Source organism: Mycobacterium sp. NGS33 (assembly GCF_059812885.1).
This window is the reverse complement of the sequence record NZ_JCALDN010000003.1, coordinates 467,230-485,438: the sequence shown is the minus strand read 5'-3', so window position 1 is coordinate 485,438 and position 18,209 is coordinate 467,230. Positions and strand designations below refer to the sequence as shown.

Annotated in this window: 16 protein-coding genes; 7 read left to right on the top strand and 9 right to left on the bottom strand. The window is 66.1% G+C overall.

The features are described from left to right. Nucleotides 1–68 precede the first annotated feature (68 nt). Entirely contained in the window at nucleotides 69–1,289 is a 1,221-nt protein-coding gene (locus AC5Y5B_RS09850; protein ID WP_112632872.1) for an N-acetylmuramoyl-L-alanine amidase, read from the top strand. A 9-nt stretch (nucleotides 1,290–1,298) separates the two neighbouring features. On the opposite strand, the gene AC5Y5B_RS09845 is transcribed toward AC5Y5B_RS09850, so the two are convergent. The 9 genes from AC5Y5B_RS09845 to rpmH form a co-directional block, all read right to left on the bottom strand. Continuing rightward, a complete protein-coding gene (locus AC5Y5B_RS09845; RefSeq protein WP_500005255.1) occupies nucleotides 1,299–2,060 on the bottom strand; it encodes an acetyltransferase in 762 nt (253 codons plus the stop codon). Between the two features lie 264 nt (nucleotides 2,061–2,324). Continuing rightward, complete coding sequence (locus tag AC5Y5B_RS09840; protein ID WP_500005254.1) at nucleotides 2,325–3,311, bottom strand: ParB/RepB/Spo0J family partition protein; 987 nt, start codon at nucleotides 3,309–3,311, stop codon at nucleotides 2,325–2,327. Between the two features lie 23 nt (nucleotides 3,312–3,334). Continuing rightward, nucleotides 3,335–4,285 carry a ParA family protein gene (locus tag AC5Y5B_RS09835; protein ID WP_500005253.1) on the bottom strand — a complete coding sequence of 317 codons (951 nt, stop codon included), beginning with the start codon at nucleotides 4,283–4,285 and terminating at the stop codon, nucleotides 3,335–3,337. After that, nucleotides 4,282–5,019 (bottom strand): 16S rRNA (guanine(527)-N(7))-methyltransferase RsmG, encoded by a 738-nt coding sequence (gene rsmG, locus AC5Y5B_RS09830; RefSeq protein WP_500005252.1) that lies wholly within the window; start codon nucleotides 5,017–5,019, stop codon nucleotides 4,282–4,284. The genes AC5Y5B_RS09835 and rsmG overlap by 4 nt, the downstream gene beginning before the upstream one ends. A gap of 74 nt (nucleotides 5,020–5,093) precedes the next feature. Further along, on the bottom strand, nucleotides 5,094–5,660 hold the full coding sequence (locus tag AC5Y5B_RS09825) for a Jag family protein (protein WP_500005251.1): 567 nt from the start codon (nucleotides 5,658–5,660) through the stop codon (nucleotides 5,094–5,096). An 81-nt stretch (nucleotides 5,661–5,741) separates the two neighbouring features. Next, the gene (yidC, locus tag AC5Y5B_RS09820; RefSeq protein WP_500005250.1) at nucleotides 5,742–6,836 is read right to left on the bottom strand and encodes a membrane protein insertase YidC; all 1,095 of its coding nucleotides are present in this window, start codon (nucleotides 6,834–6,836) and stop codon (nucleotides 5,742–5,744) included. Continuing rightward, the gene (gene yidD / locus AC5Y5B_RS09815) at nucleotides 6,820–7,155 is read right to left on the bottom strand and encodes a membrane protein insertion efficiency factor YidD (protein ID WP_500005282.1); all 336 of its coding nucleotides are present in this window, start codon (nucleotides 7,153–7,155) and stop codon (nucleotides 6,820–6,822) included. Before yidD ends, yidC begins: the two co-directional genes overlap by 17 nt. A gap of 8 nt (nucleotides 7,156–7,163) precedes the next feature. Continuing rightward, complete coding sequence (gene rnpA / locus AC5Y5B_RS09810; RefSeq protein WP_112632865.1) at nucleotides 7,164–7,523, bottom strand: ribonuclease P protein component; 360 nt, start codon at nucleotides 7,521–7,523, stop codon at nucleotides 7,164–7,166. 23 nt (nucleotides 7,524–7,546) lie between these two features. Then, nucleotides 7,547–7,690, bottom strand: a complete 144-nt coding sequence (gene rpmH, locus AC5Y5B_RS09805; protein ID WP_003874369.1) for a 50S ribosomal protein L34 — start codon at nucleotides 7,688–7,690, stop codon at nucleotides 7,547–7,549. 600 nt (nucleotides 7,691–8,290) lie between these two features. On the opposite strand from rpmH, the gene dnaA reads away from it, so the two are divergent. The 6 genes from dnaA to gyrA all read left to right on the top strand — a co-directional run bounded on the left by dnaA (nucleotide 8,291) and on the right by gyrA (nucleotide 18,152). Next, nucleotides 8,291–9,826, top strand: coding sequence for a chromosomal replication initiator protein DnaA (gene dnaA, locus AC5Y5B_RS09800; RefSeq protein ID WP_112632926.1), 1,536 nt, complete (start codon nucleotides 8,291–8,293; stop codon nucleotides 9,824–9,826). A 566-nt stretch (nucleotides 9,827–10,392) separates the two neighbouring features. Continuing rightward, nucleotides 10,393–11,592 (top strand): DNA polymerase III subunit beta, encoded by a 1,200-nt coding sequence (dnaN, locus tag AC5Y5B_RS09795; protein ID WP_112632864.1) that lies wholly within the window; start codon nucleotides 10,393–10,395, stop codon nucleotides 11,590–11,592. Further along, nucleotides 11,593–12,750: a DNA replication/repair protein RecF gene (recF, locus tag AC5Y5B_RS09790; RefSeq protein WP_112632863.1), complete on the top strand. Its 1,158-nt coding sequence runs from the start codon at nucleotides 11,593–11,595 to the stop codon at nucleotides 12,748–12,750. Next, the gene (locus AC5Y5B_RS09785) at nucleotides 12,747–13,301 is read left to right on the top strand and encodes a DUF721 family protein (RefSeq protein ID WP_289176305.1); all 555 of its coding nucleotides are present in this window, start codon (nucleotides 12,747–12,749) and stop codon (nucleotides 13,299–13,301) included. Before recF ends, AC5Y5B_RS09785 begins: the two co-directional genes overlap by 4 nt. Before the next feature lie 256 nt (nucleotides 13,302–13,557). Next, nucleotides 13,558–15,591, top strand: coding sequence for a DNA topoisomerase (ATP-hydrolyzing) subunit B (gene gyrB, locus AC5Y5B_RS09780; protein ID WP_500005249.1), 2,034 nt, complete (start codon nucleotides 13,558–13,560; stop codon nucleotides 15,589–15,591). A gap of 41 nt (nucleotides 15,592–15,632) precedes the next feature. Further along, nucleotides 15,633–18,152 (top strand): DNA gyrase subunit A, encoded by a 2,520-nt coding sequence (gyrA, locus tag AC5Y5B_RS09775; protein ID WP_500005248.1) that lies wholly within the window; start codon nucleotides 15,633–15,635, stop codon nucleotides 18,150–18,152. The last annotated feature ends 57 nt before the right edge of the window (nucleotides 18,153–18,209 follow it).

Sequence of the window (18,209 nt, the reverse complement as noted above, 5' to 3'; positions counted from 1 at the left end):
GTCTGCGACAATACGGTTAGCTGTTGCCCATTTTTGAGCTCGTCAGTTAGTCCCGGAGGGCCCCCTGTATGTCGAGTCCGCGCCGCGAATACGGCGACGCGCTGCGCTGTGGCGACCACGGCGCCGCTGTGACCGAGATCCGGGCGACACTGGCCTCCCTGGGCCTGCTCGATAGCTCCGAGGACGATCTCAACACCGGCCGGCAGGTGGCCCTCGAAGTCTTCGACGCCGAACTCGACCAGGCGGTGCGCGCTTTCCAGCAACACCGCGGCCTGCTGGTGGACGGCATCGTCGGCGAGGCGACCTACCGGGCACTCAAGGAGGCGTCGTACCGGCTGGGCGCCCGCACGCTCTACCACCAGTTCGGTGCCCCACTGTTCGGTGACGACGTGGCCACCCTGCAGGCCCGCCTACAGGATCTGGGTTTCTACACCGGCCTGGTCGACGGATACTTCGGGCTGCAGACCCACAACGCGTTGATGTCGTATCAGCGCGAATACGGGCTTTCCGCCGACGGGATCTGCGGCCCGGAAACGTTGCGCTCCTTTCACTTCCTGAGTTCACGGGTCAGCGGCGGATCGCCGCACGCGCTCCGCGAAGAGGAGCTCGTTCGCTCCTCGGGTCCCAAGCTGTCGGGCAAGCGGATCATCATCGATCCGGGCCGCGGCGGAGCGGACCACGGCGCCATCATGCAGGGCCCGTCCGGACCGGTCAGCGAAGCAGATGTGTTGTGGGACTTGGCCAGCCGGCTCGAGGGACGGATGGCCGCGATCGGCATGGAGACCTTCCTGTCGCGACCGGTCAATCGCAGTCCGCTGGATGCCGAACGCGCCGCCACCGCCAACAATGTCGGCGCCGATCTGATGATCAGCCTGCGCTGCGAGAGTCAGATCAGCCCCGCCGCCAACGGGGTGGCGTCGTTTCACTTCGGAAACTCGCACGGCTCGGTGTCCACCATCGGGCGTAATCTGGCCGACTTCATCCAGCGGGAAGTGGTGGCCCGCACCGGTTTACGAGACTGCCGCACGCACGGCCGGACGTGGGATCTGCTGCGCCTGACCCGGATGCCGACGGTGCAGGTCGACGTCGGCTACATCACCAACCCGCGTGATCGCTCGATGCTGGTCTCAACGCAGACCCGTGATGCCATCGCCGAAGGAATCCTGGCCGCGGTCAAGCGACTGTATTTGTTGGGCAAGAACGACCGGCCCACTGGCACTTTCACTTTCGCCGAGTTGCTGGCCCACGAATTGTCGGTGGAACGCACCAGCCAGCTGGGCGGGTCTTAACCGTTCGCCCTAACCGCCCTCGGTGGTTTTCAGCGTTTTCAACGTATTTCCCGCCGTAGACCCGGCGCCGACCGGCTGCTCGAGGTGTGCGCTCTCCAGCAGGCGTTCCAGGGCCGCCTCGACTTCGGCCTTCCAGCCCAGACCCTTGTCGAGTTCGAGCCGCAGTCGGGGAAAGTACGTATGTGGCGCGACCACAACGAAACCCGCGTCTTTCAAGAACTCCGCATCCATGACGCAGTGGTCCACCGAACAGTCGCCGACGGCTTCCAGCACCGGCCGCACGTCGGGACCGACCAACCGCGGATCCTGCAGTTCCGAAGCCGCCGGGGTGCGGCCGAACGCCTCGAGCGCTCGCACGCCGCGGCGCACCAGCTCGTCAATCACCCGCGCGATCAAGGCATTCGGTAGATCGTCGGCCGCGGGTCCTGGTTCGATGCCCATCGACGTCAACAGCACCGCGTCGGCGGACACCGGACCGGTCGGGAAGCGCTGCGCCCGCGGCACCGCCCGCGGCGGGGCGTAGAACACGTACCCCAGGCACGGCGGCTCGGACTGGCTCCGCTCGTCCGGGATCGCGGTCGCAACCTGCCCGCACGAGCCCCACTCCAGCATCACCATCGACAGCCATGCTTCTTTTTCGAACTCGGGGTCGGCCAGGTGGTCCTGATTCCCGAGGGTCGCCGGATCGACCTCCCAGAAGACGCACCGGCGTGCGTGCTTGGGAAGCTGCTCGAATGCCTCGAGCCGTAGCGGCGTGATTCGAGCGGACACTAGCCTCCTGGCTCCTGTGCGGTACTGCAGCCATCTGCACCGGCAACCCCTCCAGGATAGGAGAGGGGGTCGTGATCGGGCCAGCTTTGGCCTGGCCATCGGGGTTGGCGCGCCCAGAGGCCGGCCTCGTGCGGCCGTGACGCGTCGATTATCGAAAGTTGTTGATGCGCATGCTGTTTCGTCGGACGGGTGGCGCCGAGGGGACGCAAACGTCCCGCACTACGGCCCCAGTGTCACAGTGACGTAATTACACGGTGTCCTGGTTCATGACTTGGGCGGGGACATGACGTCGATAATCCGCTGCAGATCGTCCACCGAGCCGAACTCGACGACGATCTTGCCCTTGCGTTTGCCCAAGCTGACCGTCACCCGGGTATCGAAGGCGGTCGAGAGCCGATCCGCGACGTCCTGCAGGCCCGGCATCTGGATCGGCTTGCGACGGGGCGCCGTCGGCGTCGCCGGACCGTTCCGGTTAGCCAACGTGACCGCCTCCTCGGTGGCCCGCACCGACAGCCCCTCGGCGACGATCCGCGTGGCGAGCTCCTCCTGTGCCTCCGGCCCCGCCTCGAGCGACAACAGCGCACGCGCGTGCCCGGCGGACAGCACTCCGGCGGCGACCCGCCGCTGCACCGCGATCGGCAGCTTGAGCAACCGGATCATGTTGGTGATCAGCGGCCGCGACCGGCCGATCCGCGCTGCGAGTTCATCGTGGGTGACGCCGAATTCGTCGAGCAGTTGTTGGTAGGCGGCCGCCTCTTCCAAGGGGTTCAGCTGCACCCGATGGATGTTTTCCAACAGGGCGTCGCGCAGCAGATCGTCATCGCCGGTCTCGCGCACGATCGCCGGGATGGTCGCCAGACCAGCCTCTTGAGCCGCGCGCCAGCGCCGCTCCCCCATCACGATCTGATAACGCGCGCCGCTGTCCGAACCCTTGACCGCCCGCACCACGATCGGCTGCAAGAGACCGAACTCGCGGATGGAGTGCACCAGTTCCGACAGCGCTTCCTCGTCGAAGACCTGCCGGGGCTGGCGCGGGTTGCGCTCGATGTCGGCCGGCGCGATCTCGCGATAGACGGCGCCCATCGGAGACGCGTCCTGCGGCGGCGGTCCCCCGATCAGGACGTCGGCGGCGGCGTCGCCCATCCGCGGGCCGAGCGTCGCCGGTCCCGAGTCACCCTCCGCGGGGCCGGTCGGAATAAGCGAAGCCAGGCCCCGGCCGAGGCCACCCTTCTTGCGTAACGGCTGCGTCATGGTCGTCCCTTCGCGGATGGTGGTCAATCGCGCTCGGCGAGTTCGCGGCTCGCATCGAGATAGCTCATCGCCCCGCGGGAACCGGGGTCGTAATCGATGATGGTCATGCTGTAGCCCGGCGCCTCGGACACCTTGACGCTGCGCGGAATCACCGTGCGCAGCACCTTGCTGCCGAAGTAGCGGCGCACCTCTTCCGCGACCTGGTCCGCGAGTTTGGTACGTCCGTCGTACATCGTCAGCACCACGGTGGTCACCTCGAGCTTGGGATTGAGGTGGGCCTTCACCATCTCGATGTTGCGCATCAGCTGCGACACACCCTCGAGCGCGTAGTACTCGCATTGGATCGGGATCATGACTTCGGGCGCGGCGACGAGCGCGTTGATCGTCAGCAGCCCGAGCGACGGCGGGCAGTCGATGAAGACGCAGTCGAAGTCGAGGTTGTCGAGATCGGCCAGTGCGGTGCGCAACCGGTTCTCGCGCGCCACCATGCTCACCAATTCGATCTCGGCGCCGGCCAGATCGATCGTGGCCGGGATGCAGAACAGGCGCTCGTTGTGCGGGCTCTGCCGCAGCGCATCATGCACCGAGACCTCGCCGAGCAAGACCTCATAGGACGAGGGCGTCCCCGACTGCCGGTCGGTGATGCCGAGGGCCGTGCTCGCGTTGCCCTGGGGGTCCAGGTCGATGACGAGGGTCTTGAGGCCTTGCAGCGCAAGCGCCGCCGCCAGGTTGACCGCGGTGGTGGTCTTACCGACCCCGCCCTTTTGGTTGGCGACGGTGAAGACGCGCCGGCGCGACGGCCGGCGCAGCGGCGGGTACGTCGTGTGCAGCACCCGCATCGCGCGCTCGGCGGCCGCCCCGATGGGAGTGTCGAATTCCTCGGCTGTTTCACGTGAAACATTGGCTGCCGGCGGGGCCGCCTCGCGAACGTCTTCCGGCGCCTGAGCCACCGGCCAATCTCCTGGAGAAGTCATCGGGTTCCGGCCTTCCCGGTCCGTGCCGGCTTGTGGTGCGGCGGCTTTCCGCGGCGCGCTGAAACTACGGTTGCGGGGGGACGCAAATAGTTCGCGCCACATGTCACCACCCTGACATCAGCGGCGCCCGATGCTGCCATCACACGCCGGTACTGTTCAACTTCGTCGGCGGCTCGCTCCCCCTTGATGGCAAGCATTCGCCCGCCATGCCGGAGCAGGGGCAGGCTCCACTTCGTCAGCTTGTCCAACGATGCAACCGCTCGCGACACCGCAGCATCCCTCTCCCCGAACCGGTTGCGCACTCCAGGCTCCTCCGCACGGCCACGGACCACCTCGACGGCCAACCCTAGTTCGTCGACGACCTCGGTGAGAAATTCGCTGCGGCGCAACAGTGGCTCGAGCAGCACGACGTGAAGATCGGCCCGCGCGATCGCCAGCGGGATTCCGGGTAGGCCCGCGCCGCTGCCGATGTCGATGATGCGTTCGCCGGGTTCGAGGAGCTCCTCCAGTACCGCGCTATTGAGTATGTGGCGGTCCCAGATCCGGTCCACCTCGCGTGGCCCCAGCAGCCCGCGCTCGACACCTGCGGTGGCCAACGCCTCCGCATACCGTCCGGCGATGTCGAGCCGCTCGCCGAAGACCGCGCTCGCCGCGTCCGGCACCTGGCCGCTGTCGGCGCCCTCCCCAGCCGCGCCCGCCGCGTCCGGGGAACCGACATGTTTCACGTGAAACATCCTCTAGTTGGAACGCGCACCGTCAACCTCGGACGCGCGGCGGGCGGGAACTACACGGCTGTAACTCGGTGCGCTCAGTCGTGCAGGACAACCACGCGACGCGCAGGCTCGACGCCCTCGCTCTCGCTGTGCACCCCGTCGACGGCCGCGACGGCGTCGTGCACGATCTTGCGTTCGAACGGCGTCATCGGCGAAAGCTCTTCACGTTCGCCCGATTCGAGGACCCGGCGCGCGACCTTGTCCCCCAGCGCGGCGAGCTCTTCCCGACGCCGCCGACGCCAGCTCGCGATGTCGAGCATCAGCCGGCTTCGCACGCCCGTCTTCTGGTGCACCGCAAGCCGGGTGAGTTCCTGTAGGGCGTCGAGCACTTCGCCGCCGCGACCCACCAACTTGTTCAGGTCGTCACTGCCGTCGATGCTGACGACGGCGCGGCTGCCCTCGACGTCCAAGTCGATGTCGCCGTCGAAGTCCAACAGGTCCAACAACTCTTCGAGGTAGTCGCCGGCTATCTCGCCCTCGGCGACCAAGCGCTCCTCCAGATCATCGATGTCCTCGGGGCCGGACTCGATGGCATCCTCGGCGGCCGATTGCGTGTCGAGTTCCGTATCGACGTCACGCTCGGTGGTCTCGGCGTCTGTCATGTCTTCTCTCCCTCATTCAATGGGCCCCAGCCCAATTCGGGTCGCCCTCTCCCGGCGGCCCCGCAAGTCATTCCGCCCGAATCAGCGTTTGCGTTTTTTCGGTCGCGCCCCGGGCCGCGGCGTGCGGTTGAGCGGCCCGTCGCTCGCCTCGGCCGCTGCAGGATCTGCCGCGTCGGAATCCGCATTCGCCGAGCCGGCCGCGGGGGCCTCGTCATCGGCCGTCGACGCTCCGTTGCCACCCGGCGATGCCGCCTTGGGATTCCGCTTCGGCTTGGCCCCCGGCGCCGGCGCGTTGGCGGCCCGGCGCTGGATGGCTTCCTGCTTCTTGGCTTCGTCCTCTTTCTCGATCATCCCGAAGACGTAGTGCTGCTGGCCGAAGGTCCAGATGTTGTTGGCGAACCAGTACAGGATGATGGCGAGCGGCAGGAACGGACCACCGACGACGACGCCGAGCGGGAACACGTAGAGCGCGAGTTTGTTCATCATCGCGGTCTGCGGGTTGGCCGCCGCTTCCGGGCTCTGCCGTGCCACCGACGCCCGGCTGTTGAAGTACGTCGCGACCCCGGCCAGGATCATCACCGGCAGGCCCACCGCCACCACGGCCGGACGGCTGAAGAAGGTGAACGCGTCCAACCCGGTGCGCTGCGTCATGAAGGCGCCGATCGGGGCGCCGAACAAGTTCGCATCCAGGAAGTGTCCGACGTCGGTCGGGGTGAAGACGTAGTTTCCCGTCAGCCGGTTCTGCGCCACCGACAGGTGGGGCTGGCCGAACCCGCCGGTGGTCCGGTTGAACGAGCGCAACACGTGATACAGACCGATGAACACCGGGATCTGCGCCAACATCGGCAGGCAGCCCAGGATGGGGTTGAACCCGTGCTCGCGCTGCAGCTTCTGCATCTCAAGCGCCATGCGCTGGCGGTCCTTGCCGTACTTCTTCTGCAGCGCCTTGATCTGGGGCTGCAGTTCCTGCATCTGGCGAGTGGTGCGGATCTGCCGGACGAAGGGCTTGTAGAGCAACGCCCGCAGGCTGAAGACCAAGAACATCACCGACAGCGCCCAGGCGAAGAAGTTCGACGGCCCCAGCATGGCGGCGAACAGCTTGTACCAGACCCACATGATCCACGACACCGGGTAGTAGACGAAGTCGAGACTGAAGAAATCAAACAAAAGATTCACTCTCCCCTCGCGCCGCGCGGACGGCCCGGGCGGCGCTGGCATCTTGGCAATTCACGTGGCATCCGGGGCGGTCCGGGATCGGGTCCCAGCCGCCTTCATGCCATGGACCGCATTTAGCGAGTCTGGCCGCAGCCAACCAGCTCCCCCGAATCAGGCCGTACTCGTTGAGCGCATCGACTGCGTACTGGCTGCAGGTCGGGACGAAGCGACACGTCGCTGGACGTAGCGGCGACACCATGTGCCGGTACAGCTGAATTAGGAAAATCACGCCGCGGGCGGTCGCTCTTCCGGCGCTTTGCAGCGGTGCGCGCATCCGCATCCAGGTCGTCACGGTTTGCGTCCCGCCGTCGGCACGCGGCGCAAGCAGCGGCGCAGTTCCTGTTCGAGTCGGGCCGAGGAGGCGGTGCGGCTGCTGGGCAGCGCGCGGATCACCAGCTGATCGGATTGCCCGAGTTCGCCCAACAGCGTTCGGGCGACGTGCCGCAGCCGGCGAGCGACTCGGTGGCGTTCGACGGCGGACCCGACGGGCTTGCCGACCACCAATCCGACGCGCGGGGCGCGGGTTTCGTCGCCGTCTTCGCCGCGGTGAAAGTGCACGACGAGATCGGGCTGTGCCATCCGGATCCCGTGCTTCACCGTCGCGTCAAAGTCAATTGACCGCGTCATGCGGTTGCGTGCGGGAAGCACCGCCGAAAGACCTGCCGTTGCGATCAGGCAGAGAGCGCGCGGCGGCCCTTGCGGCGCCGACCGGACACGATCGCGCGTCCGGCACGAGTGCGCATCCGCAGACGGAAGCCGTGCACGCGGGCTCGGCGCCGGTTATTCGGCTGGAAGGTCCGCTTGCCCTTGGCCACGACGTTCTCCTCGTTGTGTTGCCATCCGGCCGCTCAGACGTTTCGCATCGGGCTCGTCTGCCGTTCGACCGGAGGTGGTCTTGGTGCTGCTGGCCGGCGCGGTCCCCGAGTGGTTCGGGTCGCAGCCGTATCGCCGACTTTCGGGCGACTGTTTGAGGGTACTGACGAGGCTTCGCCTGGTCAAACCTGGCTTGCCGCAACGAAGCCGCGGTGGCGTGCCGGAAAGATTTTCCGTTTCGGTCACACTCGTTGCGGACGTGGCTACCATAACGAGCCGAAGCAAGCCCCACGTACCCTAAATGACCCGATTGGAATGCAGCAGAACGGTTGGCAGCCGAACGGAAAACTGTTAGCTTCTGCGAAGTCGACTTAGACTTACAAGCAGCGCTCGACAATGAAGCGAGGATGGTGGATCGACTAGCTGCCTAGACAACCTTCCGGGGTTCTCTTCCAGCGGGGAGATCGCGAGCCGTCGCCGGTAGGTTGTGGCTCGCCTACGATCATCCTGTCCACACCTGTGTATAACTATGTGGACAGTTGTTTTGTCGCCAAGCGTGTGTGACTCGGGTCGGGACGTTCGAGAACCAGGGAGATGCGTCGTTGACCGATGACCCCGGTTCCAGTTTCACGACAGTGTGGAATGCGGTCGTTTCCGAGCTCAACGGTGAGCCCCCCGCGGACGGCATGACGGCCAACCGCACGACTTTGGTCACTCCCCTCACTCCTCAACAGCGGGCGTGGCTGAACCTCGTCCGGCCGCTGACCATCGTCGAGGGATTTGCTCTGCTGTCGGTGCCGAGCAGCTTCGTGCAGAACGAGATCGAACGACACCTGCGGGCACCGATCACCGATGCGCTCAGCCGCCGGCTCGGGCAGCAGATTCAACTGGGCGTGCGCATCGCTCCCCCGCCCGACGACGTCGAGGACGCGCTCATCCCCCCGGCCGAGCCGTTCCCGGGAGGCGATCCTGGCTTCCCCGCCGGCGACGCGGCCGTCGACACCGAAGAAGCTTTCGAGAACAGCGAGACCGTCACCGACAACCAGGCGGGCTGGCCGAACTACTTCACCGAGCGGCCACACGCGATCGATCCGGCCGTCGCCGCCGGAACGAGCCTCAACCGTCGCTACACCTTCGACACGTTCGTCATCGGCGCCTCGAACCGGTTCGCGCACGCCGCCGCCCTGGCGATCGCCGAGGCGCCCGCCCGGGCCTACAACCCGTTGTTCATCTGGGGCGAGTCCGGCCTCGGCAAGACCCATTTGTTGCACGCCGCCGGCAACTACGCGCAGCGACTGTTCCCGGGGATGCGGGTCAAGTACGTGTCCACCGAGGAATTCACCAACGACTTCATCAACTCGCTGCGCGACGACCGCAAGGTCGCGTTCAAGCGCAGCTATCGCGACGTCGACGTGCTGCTGGTCGATGACATTCAGTTCATCGAGGGCAAGGAAGGTATCCAGGAAGAGTTCTTCCACACCTTCAACACGCTGCACAACGCCAACAAACAGATCGTCATCTCCTCGGACCGCCCGCCCAAACAGCTGGCCACCCTGGAAGATCGGCTGCGCACCCGATTCGAGTGGGGGCTGATCACCGACGTCCAGCCCCCCGAGCTGGAAACCCGCATCGCCATCCTGCGCAAGAAAGCGCAGATGGAGCGCCTCGCGGTGCCCGACGACGTCCTCGAGCTGATCGCCAGCAGCATCGAACGCAACATCCGCGAGCTCGAGGGCGCCCTGATCCGGGTCACGGCATTCGCATCGCTGAACAAAACGCCGATCGACAAGGCGCTGGCCGAGATCGTGCTTCGCGATTTGATCGCCGACGCCAGCACCATGCAGATCAGCGCGGCCACCATCATGGCGGCGACCGCCGAATACTTCGACACCACCGTCGAGGAGCTCCGCGGCCCCGGCAAGACTCGGGCCCTGGCCCAATCGCGCCAGATCGCCATGTATCTGTGCCGCGAGCTCACTGATCTGTCATTGCCCAAGATCGGACAGGCGTTCGGCCGCGACCACACCACGGTCATGTACGCGCAGCGCAAGATCTTGTCCGAGATGGCCGAGCGGCGTGAAGTTTTTGATCACGTCAAGGAGCTCACCACTCGCATCCGCCAGCGCTCCAAGCGCTGAAATCTCTTCTCTCCCTGCGCTCCCGGCCCCGGTTCCGGGCTTTCGCCGCTCCTGCCTGAAATTTTTTTCGGGAAACTTCACACCCGCCTGTCACATCCGCCACAGCGCGGGTATGTGGGTAGCGCTGTGCACAACGCAATTAAACGCCGGTGTAGTAACACCGCCGGGGTGCACAGCCGTCGTTCGTCCCCACCCGCCCAACACGTCGCCCACAGGTGTTCACGCGGCGATGCACAACCGGATCGCCGCGCTAGCTGGGCCGAGACGGCGCTGTCCCCAGATTGCACAGGCCTTAATACTGGTACTGAGATCTCTTCATCGGTTCTTCTTTGAAATACAGGCTTGGGGACGCCCGGTGCACACTCGTCGTCTGAAGCTTGGTCAGCTCGGGTTGTCGGGGTTTGCGATTAGCTTTCAAGATGGCGTCGAACGATCTACGGTTGTTCTTCGACTGCCGTTGCGGTCGTCGTTGGCATCACATGTCATCGGCGTTCGTGGCGGAGCCCCGTGCTAGCGGGGGGAGGCTAGCCAATGGATTCGAAACGCTGAGTAGGTGAAGGGACGCTATGGACGCGGCGACGACAACGGCTGGCCTCAGCGACTTGAAATTTCGTTTGGTGCGGGAGTCTTTCGCCGACGCGGTGTCGTGGGTGGCGAAGAACCTGCCGTCCAGACCCGCGGTGCCGGTGCTGTCCGGCGTGCTGCTCTCCGGGACCGATGAGGGCCTGACGATCTCCGGATTCGATTACGAGGTTTCCGCCGAGGCGCAGGTCGCCGCCGAAATAGCTTCTCCGGGAAGCGTTTTGGTATCCGGCCGGTTGTTGTCCGACATTGTGCGGGCGCTGCCCAACAAGCCCATCGACTTCTACGTCGACGGTAATCGGGTGGCACTGCACTGCGGAAACGCCAGGTTCTCGCTGCCGACGATGGCGGTCGAGGATTACCCGACACTGCCGGCGCTGCCCGAAGAGACCGGGACGCTGCCCGCGGACCTGTTCGCCGAGGCGATCAGCCAGGTCGCCATCGCGGCCGGCCGCGACGACACGTTGCCGATGTTGACGGGCATCCGGGTTGAGATTTCGGGTGACACGGTCGTTTTGGCGGCCACCGACCGCTTCCGCCTGGCGGTTCGCGAGCTGACCTGGTCGGCGGCCTCGCCTGACATCGAGGCCGCGGTCCTGGTGCCGGCCAAGACCCTGGCCGAAGCCGCCCGGACCGGCGCCGACGGCTCCGAGGTCCGGTTGGCATTGGGTGCGGGCTCCGGTGTCGGAAAAGACGGATTGCTCGGCATCAGCGGTAACGGCAAGCGCTCCACCACCCGGCTGCTGGATGCGGAGTTCCCGAAGTTTCGCCAGCTGCTGCCGGCCGAGCACACGGCTGTCGCCACCATCAACGTCGCGGAGTTGACCGAAGCCATCAAGCTGGTGGCGTTGGTGGCCGACCGGGGTGCTCAGGTGCGGATGGAATTCAGCGAAGGATCGCTACGGTTGTCCGCCGGCGCCGACGATGTCGGCCGGGCCGAAGAGGACCTGGCCGTGGATTTCGTCGGCGAGCCGTTGACCATCGCGTTCAACCCGACGTATCTGACCGACGGGTTGGGCTCGGTCCATTCCGAGCGGGTGTCCTTCGGTTTCACGACGCCGGGGAAGCCGGCGCTGTTGCGACCGGCATTGAACGACGACAGCCACCCGACCGGCGCGGGACCCTACAGCGCCCTGCCGACCGATTACGTCTACCTGTTGATGCCTGTCCGGTTGCCTGGCTAGGTGTACGTCCGGCATTTGGGACTGCGCGATTTCCGGTCCTGGGCACACGCCGACCTCGAATTGCAGCCTGGTCGGACGGTCTTCATTGGATCCAACGGGTTCGGGAAGACGAATCTGCTTGAGGCGCTGTGGTATTCGAGCACGATGGGCTCACATCGGGTGGGCACGGATGCGCCGCTGATCCGCGCCGGCGCCGACCGCGCGGTGGTGTCCACGATCGTGGTCAACGAAGGCAGGGAGTGCGCGGTCGACGTGGAGATCGCGGCGGGCCGGGCGAACAAGGCCCGGCTGAATCGCTCCCCGGTGCGCAGCACGCGCGAGGTGATCGGCGTGCTGCGTGCGGTGCTGTTCGCTCCCGAAGACCTGTCGCTGGTGCGGGGCGACCCGTCCGACCGGCGCCGCTACCTCGACGATCTCGCGACGGTGCGCCGACCCGCGGTGGCCGCGGTCCGCGCCGACTACGAAAAGGTCCTGCGCCAGCGCACCGCGCTGTTGAAATCTTTGTCCGGTGCCCGCTATCGCGGCGACCAGAGCGCACTGGACACGCTCGACGTGTGGGACAGCAGGCTGGCCGAATACGGTGCCCAATTGATGGGCGCCCGTATCGATTTGGTGAACCAGTTGACGCCGGAGGTGGAAAAGGCCTACCAGCTGCTGGCACCGGGCTCGCGGGCCGCATCCATCGGCTATCGCTCCAGCCTGGGCGCCGAGGCCGCGGCCGAGATTGCGGGCGCCGACCGGGAGTTCCTGGAAGCCGCCTTGCTGGCGGCGCTGTCGGCGCGCCGCGACGCCGAGCTCGAACGGGGCATGTGTCTGGTCGGTCCGCATCGCGACGATCTGGAGTTGTGGCTCGGGGATCAGCCCGCGAAAGGCTTTGCCAGCCATGGCGAGTCGTGGTCCTTCGCGTTATCGCTGCGGTTGGCGGCGTACGAATTACTCCGCGCGGAAGAAAGCGAACCCGTGTTGTTGCTCGATGACGTCTTCGCCGAACTCGACGCCGCGCGGCGCCGCGCGCTGGCCACCGTCGCCGAATCAGCCGAACAGGTGCTGGTCACCGCGGCGGTGCTCGAAGACATTCCGGCGGGCTGGGACGCCCGCCAGGTGCACGTCGACTTGCGCGACAGTGACTCGGGCCGGGTCTCGGAGATGCGCTCATGACCGGCACGGATGAGGGCGCGCGTCCCGTCACGCCGCCGAATGCCCTCAGTGGCATCGACCTGGTTCGCCGCACGCTCGAGGAGGCCCGGGCCGCCGCGCGGGCGCAGGGCAAAGACGCCGGCCGCGGCCGGGCGGCCCCCGCCCCGCGCCGCGTAGCCGGGCAGCGGCGCAGTTGGTCGGGGCCGGGACCGGACGGGCGAGATCCGCAACCGCTGGGCAGCCTGGCCCGCGATCTGGCCAAAAAGCGAGGCTGGACCGCGCAGGTCGCCGAGGGCACCGTGCTGGGTAACTGGGCTACGGTCGTCGGCCACCAGATCGCCGACCACGCGGTGCCGACCGCCCTGAACGAGGGCGTGCTGAGCGTGGCCGCCGAATCGACGGCGTGGGCCACCCAGTTGCGGATGATCCAGTCGCAGTTACTCGCCAAGATCGCCGCCGCCGTCGGCAACGGCGTGGTGACGTCGTTGAGAATCACCGGCCCGGCCGCGCCCTCCTGGCGCAAGGGGCCGCGCCATATCGCTGGAAGAGGGCCGCGCGACACCTACGGCTAGGGAGTTTGATGACCGCCGAGGATCCCCAGATCGCGGTTCGTCCACAGGCCCCTGAAATCCGCCAGGACGGTGCGTACCCCCTCGACGCACGTCGGGACGCGGCCAGAATAAAGAAATCGTGCGCACGGCGCGGTTAGCTGGGTAGAAACGCGGCCAGAAAATCGGTGCGGATGCCCGTTCACGCTAGACTGGCAGGATGCGACTGTTGCGGTGACTGGAACCGCCCGCATGAAACCCCAAGGAGAGCATTCCGACCGTGGCTGCCCAGAAGAAGAAGGCGCAAGACGATTACGGCGCTTCAGCGATCACCGTGCTTGAAGGCCTCGAGGCCGTCCGCAAACGCCCCGGCATGTACATCGGGTCCACGGGTGAGCGTGGTCTGCACCACCTCATCTGGGAGGTGGTGGACAACTCGGTCGACGAGGCGATGGCCGGCTACGCCGACAAGGTCGACGTCCGCATTCTCGACGACGGCAGCGTCGAGGTCTCCGACAACGGGCGCGGTATCCCGGTGGCGATGCACGCCACCGGCGCCCCCACCGTCGACGTCGTGATGACGCAGCTGCACGCGGGCGGCAAGTTCGGCGGCGAGAACAGTGGCTACAACGTCAGTGGTGGTCTGCACGGCGTCGGCGTGTCGGTGGTCAACGCGCTCTCGACCCGGCTCGAGGTGGACATCGCCCGCGACGGCCACGAGTGGTCGCAGTATTACGACCGCGCCGTCCCCGGCACCCTCAAACAGGGTGAGGCCACCAAGCGAACCGGCACTACGATCCGGTTCTGGGCCGATCCCGAAATCTTTGAGACCACCGACTACGACTTCGAAACGGTGGCGCGCCGGTTGCAGGAAATGGCCTTCCTCAACAAGGGTTTGACCATCAACCTCACCGACGAACGGGTGACCAAGGAGGAGGTGGTCGACGAGGTCGTCAGCGACACCGCCGAAGCTCCCAAGTCGGCCGAGGAGAAGGCCGCGGAATCGACTGCGCCGCACAAGGTTAAGCACCGCACCTTCCACTACCCCGGCGGCCTGGTCGACTTCGTCAAACACATCAACCGCACTAAGAGCCCGATCCAGCAGAGCATCATCGACTTCGACGGCAAGGGTCCCGGTCACGAGGTCGAAATCGCGATGCAGTGGAACGGTGGCTACTCCGAGTCGGTGCACACCTTCGCCAATACGATCAACACCCACGAGGGCGGCACGCACGAAGAGGGCTTCCGCAGCGCGTTGACGACGGTGGTCAACAAGTACGCCAAGGACAAGAAGCTACTCAAAGACAAGGACCCGAACCTCACCGGCGACGACATCCGAGAGGGCCTGGCGGCCGTGATCTCGGTCAAGGTCAGCGAGCCGCAGTTTGAGGGTCAGACCAAGACCAAGCTGGGCAACACCGAGGTCAAGTCGTTTGTGCAGAAGGTCTGCAACGAACAACTCACGCACTGGTTCGAAGCCAACCCCGCGGATGCCAAAGTCGTGGTGAACAAGGCGGTGTCGTCGGCGCAGGCCCGCATCGCCGCCCGCAAAGCGCGAGAGTTGGTGCGCCGCAAGAGCGCAACCGACCTCGGCGGGCTGCCCGGCAAGCTGGCCGACTGCCGCTCCACCGATCCGCGCAAGTCGGAACTGTATGTGGTGGAGGGCGACTCGGCGGGCGGCTCGGCAAAGAGCGGCCGCGACTCGATGTTCCAGGCCATCCTTCCGCTGCGCGGCAAGATCATCAACGTCGAAAAGGCCCGCATCGACCGGGTTTTGAAGAACACCGAGGTCCAGGCCATCATCACCGCGTTGGGCACCGGCATTCACGACGAGTTCGACATCGCCAAGCTGCGCTACCACAAGATCGTGCTGATGGCCGACGCGGATGTCGACGGTCAGCACATCTCGACGTTGTTGCTGACGCTGCTGTTCCGGTTCATGCGACCGCTGATCGAACACGGACACGTCTTCTTGGCGCAGCCGCCGCTGTACAAGCTGAAGTGGCAGCGCAGCGAACCCGAATTCGCCTACTCCGACCGCGAGCGCGACGGCTTGCTCGAGGCCGGGCAGAAGGCGGGCAAGAAGATCAACAAGGACGACGGTATCCAACGCTACAAGGGTCTCGGCGAAATGGACGCCAAGGAATTGTGGGAAACGACAATGGATCCCACGGTCCGGGTGCTGCGCCAAGTCACGCTCGACGACGCCGCGGCCGCCGACGAACTGTTCTCCATCCTGATGGGCGAGGACGTCGACGCGCGGCGCAGCTTTATCACCCGTAATGCCAAGGACGTTCGCTTCCTGGACGTCTGACCCACCAGACCGTCCACCGTTGACCGACCAACGAGGAATACATGACTGACACCACGCTGCCGCCAGGTGACGACTCCGTCGACCGGATCCAACCGGTCGACATTCAGCAGGAGATGCAGCGCAGCTACATCGATTACGCGATGAGCGTCATCGTGGGGCGGGCGCTGCCCGAGGTGCGCGACGGCCTCAAGCCGGTGCACCGCCGGGTGCTCTACGCGATGTATGATTCCGGGTTCCGCCCGGACCGCAGCCACGCCAAGTCGGCGCGGTCAGTGGCCGAGACGATGGGCAACTACCACCCGCACGGCGACGCGTCGATCTACGACACCCTGGTGCGGATGGCCCAGCCGTGGTCGCTGCGCTACCCGTTGGTCGACGGGCAGGGCAACTTCGGTTCGCCCGGCAACGATCCGCCGGCCGCCATGCGGTACACCGAGGCGCGCCTGACTCCGCTGGCGATGGAGATGTTGCGCGAAATCGACGAAGAGACAGTCGATTTCATCCCGAACTACGACGGTCGGGTGCAAGAGCCGACCGTGCTGCCCAGCCGGTTCCCCAACCTGCTGGCCAACGGCTCCGGCGGTATCGCCGTGGGCATGGCGACCAACATCCCGCCGCACAACCTGCGCGAGCTGGCCGAAGCCGTCTACTGGTGCCTGGACAATCACGAAGCCGACGAAGAGGCCACGCTGGCCGCGGTCTGCGAGCGGGTCAAGGGCCCGGACTTCCCCACCCACGGTCTGATTGTCGGATCGCAGGGCATTCATGACGCGTACACCACCGGCCGCGGGTCGATCCGGATGCGCGGAGTCGTTGAGGTGGAAGAGGATTCACGCGGCCGCACCTCGCTGGTGATCACCGAGCTGCCCTACCAGGTGAACCACGACAACTTCATCACCTCGATCGCCGAGCAGGTGCGCGACGGCAAGCTGGCGGGCATCTCCAATATCGAGGACCAGTCCAGCGACCGCGTCGGCCTGCGCATCGTGGTGGAGATCAAGCGCGACGCCGTGGCCAAGGTGGTGCTGAACAACCTTTACAAGCACACCCAGCTGCAGACCAGCTTCGGCGCGAACATGCTGTCGATCGTCGACGGGGTGCCGCGCACGCTGCGCCTCGACCAGATGATCCGTCACTACGTGGCGCATCAACTCGACGTCATCGTGCGGCGCACTACCTACCGGTTGCGCAAGGCCAACGAACGTGCGCACATCTTGCGCGGTCTGGTCAAGGCGCTCGACGCGCTCGACGAGGTGATCGCCTTGATCCGCGCGTCGGAGACCGTGGAGATCGCCCGCGCCGGCCTGATCGACCTGCTCGACATCGACGAAATCCAGGCCCAGGCGATCCTGGACATGCAGCTGCGCCGGTTGGCCGCCCTGGAGCGCCAGCGCATCATCGACGACCTGGCCAAGATCGAAGCCGAGATCGCGGACCTGGAAGACATCCTGGCCAAGCCCGAGCGGCAACGCCGCATCGTGCACGACGAGCTCTCCGAGATCGTCGACAAGCACGGCGATGAGCGCCGCACCCGGATCATCGCCGCCGACGGGGACGTCAACGACGAGGACCTGATCGCCCGCGAGGACGTCGTCGTCACCATCACCGAAACCGGCTACGCCAAACGCACCAAGACCGACCTGTACCGCAGCCAGAAACGCGGCGGCAAGGGGGTGCAGGGCGCCGGGCTGAAACAGGACGACATCGTGCGGCACTTCTTCGTGTGCTCCACGCACGACTGGATCCTGTTCTTCACCACGCAGGGCCGGGTCTACCGGGCCAAGGCGTACGAACTGCCGGAGGCGTCGCGAACGGCGCGCGGTCAGCACGTTGCCAACCTGCTGGCGTTCCAACCCGAGGAGCGCATCGCCCAGGTCATCCAGATCCGCAGTTACGAGGATGCCCCGTACCTGGTGCTGGCCACCCGCAACGGCCTGGTGAAGAAGACGAAGCTGACCGACTTCGACTCCAACCGCTCGGGCGGAATCGTGGCGATCAACCTGCGCGACAACGACGAGCTGGTCGGTGCGGTCCTCTGCTCCGCCGACGAGGACCTGCTGCTGGTCTCGGCCAACGGCCAGTCCATCCGGTTCTCGGCGACCGACGAAGCGCTGCGCCCGATGGGCCGCGCCACCTCCGGTGTGCAGGGCATGCGGTTCAACGCCGACGACTATCTGTTGTCGCTCAACGTCGTCCGCGAGGGCACCTATCTGCTGGTGGCCACGTCGGGCGGGTACGCCAAGCGCACCGCGATCGAGGAGTATCCGGTGCAGGGCCGCGGCGGCAAGGGCGTCCTAACGGTGATGTACGACCGCCGCCGTGGCAGGCTGGTCGGTGCGTTGATTGTCGATGAGGACAGCGAGCTGTACGCGATCACCTCGGGAGGCGGCGTCATCCGCACCGCGGCGGGCCAGGTCCGCAAGGCGGGACGGCAGACCAAGGGCGTGCGCCTGATGAACCTGGGTGAAGAGAACACGCTGTTGGCCATCGCCCGCAACGCCGAGGCAAACGCGGACGAGGTCGTCGAGGAAAGCGACGGTGCCACGGAGTCGGAGAGCTAGTCGGCGCCGAGCCACTAGACTCAGCCCGATGACGGTCGGGCCGCGCGGCGGCCCGAG